Genomic DNA, 8,916 nt, shown 5'->3' with positions numbered 1-8,916 from the left:
TCCCATCCCGTAATTTCTAATACTTCAGGAAAACTTTCCTGATCTATAACTAAACTATGATATCTTGTAGCAGTTATCGGATTATCTAACCCTGCAAAAATTCCTACTCCCTGATGATAAATTTCAGAAGTTTTACCGTGCATTAATTCTGAGGCAGCAACAATTTTTCCTCCAAATACTTGACCAATACTTTGATGACCAAGACACACTCCCAATATAGGTAAACTTGCTCCTAATTCTTTGATTAATGCTTGAGAAATTCCGGCATCTTCAGGGCGGCCAGGACCTGGAGAAATAACCACTCCATCAGGTTTCAACTCATTAATTTCTGTCAAAGAAATTTTATCGTTACGGTAAACTTTAACATTAGCTGCAACTGGTAATTCTGCACCCAATTCACCTAAATATTGTACTAAGTTGTAGGTAAAACTATCGTAATTATCTATAACTATAATCAAAGTGTTTTACTCCTTTATTTCCTAGATATATTGAATCTCTTAATTAATGAGCGATCGCTAATTTATCTTATTAGCTATTTTGATAAACAATTTCTCAACTATAAGATTCAGAAGATTAAAGTTGTACTACTGAGCTAAAGATAAAAATAGCAACTAAAGCACAAAAAGTCAGTCTAATTTTATTAAAATTCTAGCTTCATTGCACTCATGCTAGAAATATTTATTAACTAACCAACTTTCAAAATACTTTGATTATCCCTAGAACTCTACTCCAGTAAAAATTATTTTTACTGTGAAAAGCTAGATACTTTGATAATGGCAAAAACTTATATAGTAATTTCATTTAAGTTTGGTCAAGAACCCGCTTTTAGGCAACAAGTCACTTCAGTTATCAGTTATCAGTAACTCTGCAATAAGGAGGCTTGACATAAGGAATAGTCTCTTTTTTTTATACCTTTAAAAAGGAGGCTTTAGACCACAATGTTTCGGTAACGGAAAAGAAGGTTTGCCAGACCTTTTTACTGTTAGTAAATAACCAACTCTTGTTCAAAATTTCATTAAATATCAACTCAAAATCTCAAACCTAGCACCCCGTTTAATCAATCAAAGTGATAATCCCTAGTGCAGGATGGCGGAAATAACTGGTTACAAAATCCTCAAACAATTTACAAATCAATACTTTTGACTTTGAACTTTTGAATTTTAACTTCCACGTAGCGACACTAGCTACTAAAAGTATTAATAACCAGACTTAATAATGGAGGTAAAATCAGATAACTTGCGATAAGTAACGCTACAAGAGCTGAAATTAAAACAGCTCCCGCCGCACAATCTTTAGCAATTTTAGCTAACTCATGGTAACTTTTTTTAACTGTTAAATCTACCACAGATTCAATAGCAGTATTCAGCAATTCCATAGCCATAACTAATCCAATAGTTAATACAATAACTGCTGTTTCTATTGGTTTTAAATCTAATAAAATACTCAAACTAATAGCAAAAATACCAATGAAAGTATGAATCCGAAAATTACGTTGAGTCTGGAAAGCATAAGACAATCCTGCCCAAGCATATTTGAAGCTAATTAAAAGACTATTTGCTACTTGCCAAGATAATTCTCTATTAGGTTTAACTGTACTTTTAGAACCCTTTACTTTAGTAGCAGAAGTAGCAGAAGAATTTTTCGCTTTGTGTATAAAAGTAGCTTCATTGTAAGACATTGATGACTCGTTCAGTTTCATAATTTATCCACCTCAGTTCAATTTAATAAATAAGGCCCAGATAATCAAAGACTTGCTCGACTAATAGTCTATCTAACTCGACTAATAGTCTATCTAAAAAGTTCAAAATTTACCCTTAGTCTTGTCAATTTTCTAAAGTTATAGCAATGTGCGCTGGCATATTTACAAATTACAGGAGGTGTCCAATAGCTAAAAGTCTTATATTATAAGCTTTTTATTCCCCTCCTGGGAGGGTTAGGGGTGGGTTGCCAGATGAGCTGTTGCCTGTTGCCTGCGCACAGCGCTATATTTGTTTCTCAATAGTAATTCCCACGACATGAAGCAAAAATAATTGCTGTTTGAGCATTTCTTGCCAACTCTGTTCGTCAAGATGATCCCATCCAAGTAGGTGTAGAAAACCATGGGCCGCTAGCCAAGCTAATTCAGTTGTTAATGAATGTTTCTGTTGTCTGGCTTGCCGAAGGGCCGTATCAACAGAAATTACTATATCACCAAGATATAGTTGTAAATCAGAATCTATTACTTCTGGAATTGGAACATTTACTTCCAGAGCGGCAAAAGCTAAAACATCTGTTGGTTGATTCTGATAACGATACTGATGATTAAGGATTTGGATTTCGCTATCCCCTGTCAGACGTAGACTAAGTTCGTAGTTTTGAGCAGGTGGAATATTTGGTTGTAGAATCTCTAGCCATTTCCGAAACCAATATGCCCAATTTTCAGAAGATATGGGATAAAGTTCGTCCTTGCTGTCCTGGACTTTTAACTTTTCTACTTCTGAGAGAGAGGATGACCAGAAATAATCCTGAACACTTACTTCCAGATACAACAGTAAATTCTCCTTTCCGCTCAAAAATGTGATTTTATTTATCGCGTTAGATAAGCAAGGCCAACCAATATACCTACAAGTGCAATGGTTGTCAGGGCAAAATGTTTGAGTGATGTAGCACCCTTCCTGACCATATTTCTCATGGCCAGTTTGACATAACTGGGTTTTGGTTCAGTTTTGGAAGTATTAGTTTCTGTCTGTGTCTGTGTTTCTCTGGATTCTTGAGTTGATGAAGATAAATTATTCATAAAAATCTATATATTTACAGTTTTTTAGTAGTAGTTGTTTATCTTGAGCTGAGTTTTGAATTTGCGATAAAGTTGATACTACTATAACAATAATATTACGTTTTGTGTCTATACATTGACTCTTGATTGTTGGTTAATCAAATTTTCTGCCTTACAGCTCAAATATATTGATAAAAAGACAGAAGGCAGAAGGCAGAAGGCAGAAGGAACGATGAATTAAATAATTAATTAGGAACACAGAAGAAGGAAGAAGGTAAAATTAATTAATCAAAACCCAGAAATAAACCTTTGAGTTGCTATCTTAATTTTCCTGAGTTTAGACATTTTTTACAAGTCAAATTTTCTGTTAAAAGTTCCTCTAAATTAAGTAGGTAGGCACGAAAAAAACTAAGTATGTAACAAAAAGTAAAGTAGCTCTTAAAGCTCTTCCCTTCTGCCTTCATCTAACTATAAATTTTAACGCCTACCTACTTAGATGATACATTTATTCTGATAAAACCCAAGTATCTTTACTACCTCCACCTTGGGAAGAATTAACTACTAAAGAACCTTTTTTTCATTGCCACTCTAGTCAAACCACCAGGATGAACATAAATTTCTTTACCATATAAAATATAAGGTCTTCATTAATGGATAATGGATAATGGATAATGGATAATTACCTCTGGTTAAAACCGTTACGGAATTGAATATAAGGAAATATTTTTTCTTCTCTTGGTTGATTGGATATGGCGAGGGGACCCGCTCTTGACAGAGCCGATCCGCTTTATATGTTGCGGAGCAAAACGCCATCCGGAGACCACTTTTTTCCCCTTAAAAGGGGAGGCTTCAAGGCGCGAATTATTTAATTATTAATTATTAATTATTAATTATTAATTATTCGGTAAATCAACATGACAACCCTCAAATTTATCATCTATTATAGTTGGAACTCTAGATAAAGATAGAGTTGGTTGAGCAATATAGTTCCGGGGATTAGCTTTAATTTTTTCTGCAAACTCTGCTCTTTGCTTGACAGTTGATTGAGTTCCTAATAACATCCCATAATCACCAGCTTCATTGGCAGATTTAACCACAAGTTTATCCAGATTTACTAACACATGGTCTAATATCATGTCCGGTTTAATAATTAGACTTTGGTGGTCCGAAGGCAGAAGGCAGGAGGCAGGAGGCAGAAGGTTTTCTCTTATTGTCACCTTAATTTTATACACAAACGATGCTACCGGACATGATATAACTGTTTTTTTCCCCACATAAATAGGTAGGAACATTAGACATCTCCAGAAAAGAGGGAACAGGGAACAGGGAAAAGTGAACAGGGGGAAATAATTGATAATTTATGTACGATAATTGATTTTATTTTTTATTTTTGGAGATGTCTATTAGGTAAAATTTTCTCCTCATCAAGATAATAACGAATCATTTCCGGTAAATAAGCATAAATAACTTTATCATCCGCTACACCAGTTCCCAAAGCATTAGCAAGGGCAACACGACCATTACGATCAACTTCCATTAACCCTGGAATTCCTAATAAAGATTCAGGATTAAAAGCTAAAGGATCGATAAAATTATCATCCATTTGTCTGTAAATAACATCAACTTGCTGCAAACCCTTAGTAGGATGATTAAACTTTAATTATTATATTAAATAAGTGTAAAATTTACATAAAAGAGTAACAATTATTATCAGTAAAATTGTTATAATAGATACAATTAACTAATGATCGACTAAAAATTATGGCTTACAAATGCAATCTTAGTAATGGCCAGCAAGTTTATATTGAAAATCAGGGAATGCAAACTGTGGTAACTCTTTCTAGTAGTACTCCAGGTCAACAACAACAGGCAAGTACAGGATTTCAAATTGGTAAATGGACTGTAGTACCCACTTTGTTTAAGACTGCTACTGGAGTAATTTTGCGTATAGACTCGGAACAGGGACAATCTTTTGTTCAGTTGCAGGCAGGTGGAATAAGTGCCATAAGTGGGACACCTATGAACAAGTAGAGGCGACACCCAGCACAAGTATGCCACCGATGAAACCGATGAAACCAATGGAACCGATGAAACCGATGGAACCGATGAAAATGGGCGATATGAAAATGAAGATGAACCCAATGCAGATGCGGATGGGTAATATATCGATGGAAATGGGGTCGAGTTCCTCTGCAACTTCTGGGAAGCGTTTTTGCCCCCAATGTGGTACTGCTGTACAAACAAGCGATCGCTTTTGTTCTAGTTGTGGTTATCAATTGTAATGTTAGTCTTGAAATTTTATTTAGGCGTGTAGTTCCCTTAAACGTGTCTACAAACAAAGACTTTTTTATAATTAATTATTTCAATTATGATCTTACTTATATTAACCAAGGGCGAGGGATATTTTCTATCAAGAATAGACAATTTTGACGATGGTTGCTTTTGTCAAAACTTATTTATCTAATTGAGCAATAAAATTAATCATTATTATTGCTTTTTTTCTTACTTCTTTCTTTCCTCAACTCTTTGTAATACTCTTTTTTAACCAAATTATATATATAGCAATCAGGAATCAGTTGTGAGAATTGAAGTGTTCCTTAAAAGTATAGAATATAGCAATTATTATATTAATATGGTACGTTTTTTCTTCTTCTCTGTTCCCTGTTCCCTGTTCCCTGTTCCCTAAAAGTTTCCAATATCTCACAACTCAAATCATATTACTATAGTGAAAAATAATTAGGAAAATAGACAATGAAAATTGATATTGATATAATGACTCGCTATTTACATAGAATGCGAAATCAACCAGGATGGGCTTCTCTAAATGAAGTTGCGACATCTATGAATATGGATAGAGCTACATCTAGACGCTATACGAAAACAGCAGAAGAATGGGAATTAATTGAGCGTCAACATTTAGAAAATCAGCCTACTCAAATTCAAGCAACTAAGAAATTAATAAAATTAGAACCTGGAGAAGTCCGAAAAATTGTACAGGCAAATTGCCAAGATTTTTAGTAAGAAGGAAGAAGGAAGAAGGAAGAGGGAAGAAGGAAGAATAAAGAAGGTGTTTAGTTATCTAGGAGAGAAGGAAAAATCTGGTTTTGTATGAGTTTTATAGAGGTTTTCAAATAGATAGACTACTTCTGTAGAACAGTTATTATTAGGTTCGTAGTTGGAGTTTAGTCCTAGTATTTTCGTCATTGTAACCCATAGGGAAGCAATCTCAAATCCTAGTTTTTCGTATCTCATGGTTCATTAATTGATAATGGATAATTGATAATTACCTCTGGTTAAAACCGAGAGGATTGAATATCAGGAAATATTATTTCTTCTCTTGGTTGATTGGATATGGCGAGGAGACCTCGCCATCCCTCGACCGCTTTTTTTCCCCTTAAAAGGGTCGGCTTTAAACCAGAATTATTTAATTATTAAGTAAGCATTCAGGTCTTGGGGTTGCATTATTCTTGATTTTGTGCATACTCAGTGTTTCAAAACTGAAAACTGTATCTAAGAATACTAAATAGTCTATAAATAAGACTAAAAGGTTTCTGGAAAGTGATAAATACATAGACATGATTATTTGTCAACTCCAACACCTGAATAGTTACATTATTAATTATTAATTATTAATTATTAATTATTAATTATTCTGTACTTCACCTGCTGTAACTTTTGACTTTCTTTAATTCTTACTTTTGACTGTCTTGAGTGCGTCTTACATTCTGAGGGGACCTCAGAATTACGCACTCGCTTTTTACTTTTGACTTTTGAATTCCGTTGACTTGCTTTTGACTTTTAACTTTTGAATTCCGTTGACTTACTTTTGACTTTTGACTTTTAACTTTTGAATTCCGTTGCTGTAACTTTTGACTTTCTTTAATTCTTACTTTTGACTGTCTTGAGTGCGTCTTACATTCTGAGGGGACCTCAGAATTACGCACTCGCTTTTTACTTTTGACTTTTGAATTCCGTTGACTTGCTTTTGACTTTTAACTTTTGAATTCCGTTGACTTACTTTTGACTTTTGACTTTTAACTTTTGAATTCCGTTGCTGTAACTTTTGACTTCCTTTAATTCTTACTTTTGACTTTTGACTTTTAACTTTTGACTTCCGTGAAAAGATGTCTTTTTTGCACCATCAACTCAACCAAAAGTTTCTCCAGAAGCATTAGGATTATTAGGAAAATTAGCTACAACAATTTGTTTATTTGAACCCTTTATAAATCCTGTAACAATTGATGAAATTCGGAGTTGTTTACTTAAATTATTAGAGGTAAATACAGATTTTATCCGTCGAGCAAATCGGGAAAATACCCGCCTGAATGAAAATAATTATCCGAAATTATGGATATTAACACCTACAGCATCAAAGACAATATTAGAGGGTTTTGGTGCTAAAAGTGATGATGAAAATTGGGGTTCAGGAGTTTATTTATTACCGGAATATTTTAGAACAGGATTAGTAGTAATTCATCAATTACCAAAGACATTAGACACTCTATGGTTAAGAATTTTGGGTAGAGGTAGAGTACAACAAGAGGCAATTGACGAATTAGAAGCATTGCCACCAGATAATCAATTTCGGGTAAATGCTTTGTTGTCATTATCATCTTTGCGTAGTAACTTAGAAGTAAGTTCTGAATTAGAAGTACAAGATAGGGAGTTAATTATGCGTTTATCACCACTATTATTAGAACAATTAGAAGCTGCTACTCAGAAAGGTAGTCGAATGGAGCGTACCGCAGTTATCGAAAATTTGTTGAAATTTAGGTTTAATTCTTTAGATGACGAACTCAGAGAAATTATTCAACCAATGTTGTCATTATCTTCAGAGGAATTTACTCCTTTACTATTACAATTATCACGGGAGGAATTATTAGCAAGATTTAACAGTAAGAATTAATTCGGTTAGATGTTTTTTTATTATTATCATTCTTGTGTAGTAACTTAGAAGAAAGTTCAGAATTAGTAGTACAAGATAGGGAGTTAATTATGTGCTTATCACCACTATTATTAGAACAATTAGAAACTGCTACTCAGCAAGGTAGCCGAATAGTTATCGAAAATGTGTTGAAAGTATAGGTTTAATTATTTAGATTACCAACTCAGAGAAATTATTCAACCAATGCTGCCATTATCTCCAGAGGAATTTACTCCTTTACTATTACAATTATCACGGGAGGAATTATTGGCAAGATTTAAGAGTGAGAATTAATTCGGTTAAATGTTTTGTTATTATTATCATTTTTGCTTAGTAACTTAGAATAAATTTCAGAATTAGAAGTATAAAATAGGGAGTTAATTATGCAGTTACCACCATATTTATTACAACAGCCACGTTTATTACAACGCTTATCACCACGTTTTTTACAACAATTAGAAACTGCTTATCTGTCAGGAATAGAGCAAGGAAGACAACTAGGCAAAACACAAGCTGTCCGAATGGAGATTATCGAAAGTGTGTTGAAATTTAGGTTTAATTCTTTAGATGACGAACTTAGAGAAATTATTCAACCAATGTCGTCATTATCTTCAGAGGAATTTACTCCTTTACTTTTAAAGTTATCGCGGGAGGAATTATTGGCAAGATTTAATAGTAAGAATTAATTCGGTTATTTAGTTGGGAAAATTTCTAGGGATAAAATTATATTGACTGAATGTTTACCTTTCGCTCCAGGAAAAAACTGTATTTAATCTTTGCCGATCGCTCTTGATAAAAAGTCTGAGAAAAAGGAGCGATCGCTTTTTTCTGCTATAGAACCCATACTGAGGTAATATTATGATGCTAGAACAAGTGTTTAATTTAGCGAAACAACTTCCTGTTTCTGAACAAATTAGTTTAATTGAAAAAATGATAGTTGAACTTAGGAAAAATAAATCTGCTCGATATTCTTTAATGCCTATAGAAAGGCTACAGTCAGAATTTGCTAAAGATTTAGCAGAGGCAGGATATAAATCAAGAGAGGATATAGTGAATTTAGTACGAGAAGTGAGACAGGAAATTTCACAAGAACGCCATTTCAGTTATCAGTTATCAGTTATCAGTTATAAGTACCTCTCTCTGCCTAGTGTAAGGTAGCGTAACTGAGCGAAACACTATATCTATTGTCAATGCGTAAGTCCTGATACTTTTAAATTAAAAAAAATGACTATTTCTA

At 33.6% G+C, this 8,916-nt stretch carries 14 protein-coding genes and 1 pseudogene; 8 read left to right on the top strand and 7 right to left on the bottom strand.

All coding sequences use genetic code 11. The annotated features are described in order from the left end of the window. The 5 genes from F6K54_RS34200 to F6K54_RS34180 all read right to left on the bottom strand — a co-directional run. Positions 1–458: aminodeoxychorismate/anthranilate synthase component II (locus F6K54_RS34200; RefSeq protein WP_293088038.1), on the bottom strand; the 458-nt coding region annotated here is incomplete at its 3' end. 722 nt (positions 459–1,180) lie between these two features. Next, positions 1,181–1,699, bottom strand: a complete 519-nt coding sequence (locus tag F6K54_RS34195) for a diacylglycerol kinase family protein (RefSeq protein WP_293088036.1) — start codon at positions 1,697–1,699, stop codon at positions 1,181–1,183. A gap of 283 nt (positions 1,700–1,982) precedes the next feature. After that, positions 1,983–2,528, bottom strand: coding sequence for an rRNA maturation RNase YbeY (gene ybeY / locus F6K54_RS34190; RefSeq protein WP_293088034.1), 546 nt, complete (start codon positions 2,526–2,528; stop codon positions 1,983–1,985). A gap of 38 nt (positions 2,529–2,566) precedes the next feature. Beyond that, positions 2,567–2,776, bottom strand: coding sequence for a DUF3285 domain-containing protein (locus tag F6K54_RS34185; protein ID WP_293088032.1), 210 nt, complete (start codon positions 2,774–2,776; stop codon positions 2,567–2,569). A gap of 872 nt (positions 2,777–3,648) precedes the next feature. Continuing rightward, on the bottom strand, positions 3,649–3,891 hold the full coding sequence (locus F6K54_RS34180) for a circularly permuted type 2 ATP-grasp protein (RefSeq protein WP_375342022.1): 243 nt from the start codon (positions 3,889–3,891) through the stop codon (positions 3,649–3,651). On the opposite strand from F6K54_RS34180, the gene F6K54_RS34175 reads away from it, so the two are divergent. Next, the gene (locus F6K54_RS34175) at positions 3,890–4,033 is read left to right on the top strand and encodes a hypothetical protein (RefSeq protein ID WP_293088030.1); all 144 of its coding nucleotides are present in this window, start codon (positions 3,890–3,892) and stop codon (positions 4,031–4,033) included. The genes F6K54_RS34180 and F6K54_RS34175 overlap by 2 nt on opposite strands. A 41-nt stretch (positions 4,034–4,074) precedes the next feature. Here the strand turns inward: F6K54_RS34175 and F6K54_RS34170 are convergent. Next, positions 4,075–4,409 (bottom strand): annotated as a pseudogene (locus tag F6K54_RS34170) (circularly permuted type 2 ATP-grasp protein); the annotation flags it as partial. A gap of 107 nt (positions 4,410–4,516) precedes the next feature. Here F6K54_RS34170 and F6K54_RS43375 point away from each other — a divergent pair. The 3 genes from F6K54_RS43375 to F6K54_RS34160 all read left to right on the top strand — a co-directional run bounded on the left by F6K54_RS43375 (position 4,517) and on the right by F6K54_RS34160 (position 5,773). Next, complete coding sequence (locus F6K54_RS43375; RefSeq protein WP_366558311.1) at positions 4,517–4,786, top strand: hypothetical protein; 270 nt, start codon at positions 4,517–4,519, stop codon at positions 4,784–4,786. A 20-nt stretch (positions 4,787–4,806) separates the two neighbouring features. Continuing rightward, complete coding sequence (locus F6K54_RS43370; protein ID WP_366558310.1) at positions 4,807–5,037, top strand: zinc-ribbon domain-containing protein; 231 nt, start codon at positions 4,807–4,809, stop codon at positions 5,035–5,037. A 469-nt stretch (positions 5,038–5,506) separates the two neighbouring features. After that, positions 5,507–5,773, top strand: coding sequence for a transcriptional regulator (locus F6K54_RS34160; RefSeq protein WP_293088028.1), 267 nt, complete (start codon positions 5,507–5,509; stop codon positions 5,771–5,773). 57 nt (positions 5,774–5,830) lie between these two features. Here F6K54_RS34160 and F6K54_RS34155 read toward each other — a convergent pair whose 3' ends face one another. Further along, positions 5,831–6,007 (bottom strand): hypothetical protein, encoded by a 177-nt coding sequence (locus tag F6K54_RS34155; protein ID WP_293088026.1) that lies wholly within the window; start codon positions 6,005–6,007, stop codon positions 5,831–5,833. Between the two features lie 1,264 nt (positions 6,008–7,271). Between F6K54_RS34155 and F6K54_RS34150 the strand changes: the two genes are divergently transcribed. The 4 genes from F6K54_RS34150 to F6K54_RS34135 all read left to right on the top strand — a co-directional run bounded on the left by F6K54_RS34150 (position 7,272) and on the right by F6K54_RS34135 (position 8,837). Further along, positions 7,272–7,661, top strand: coding sequence for a hypothetical protein (locus F6K54_RS34150; protein ID WP_293088024.1), 390 nt, complete (start codon positions 7,272–7,274; stop codon positions 7,659–7,661). Positions 7,662–7,693: 32 nt separating this feature from the next. Next, positions 7,694–7,840, top strand: a complete 147-nt coding sequence (locus tag F6K54_RS34145) for a hypothetical protein (protein ID WP_293088023.1) — start codon at positions 7,694–7,696, stop codon at positions 7,838–7,840. 222 nt (positions 7,841–8,062) lie between these two features. Further along, positions 8,063–8,365 carry a hypothetical protein gene (locus F6K54_RS34140; protein ID WP_293088021.1) on the top strand — a complete coding sequence of 101 codons (303 nt, stop codon included), beginning with the start codon at positions 8,063–8,065 and terminating at the stop codon, positions 8,363–8,365. A gap of 172 nt (positions 8,366–8,537) precedes the next feature. After that, entirely contained in the window at positions 8,538–8,837 is a 300-nt protein-coding gene (locus F6K54_RS34135; RefSeq protein WP_293088019.1) for a hypothetical protein, read from the top strand. Positions 8,838–8,916: the final 79 nt, after the last annotated feature.

Origin of the sequence: Okeania sp. SIO3B5, assembly GCF_010692555.1 — a bacterium.
Lineage (GTDB): Bacteria > Cyanobacteriota > Cyanobacteriia > Cyanobacteriales > Microcoleaceae > Okeania.
The sequence above is the reverse complement of the archived record's forward strand: the minus strand, read 5'-3'. Positions and strand labels throughout refer to the sequence as shown.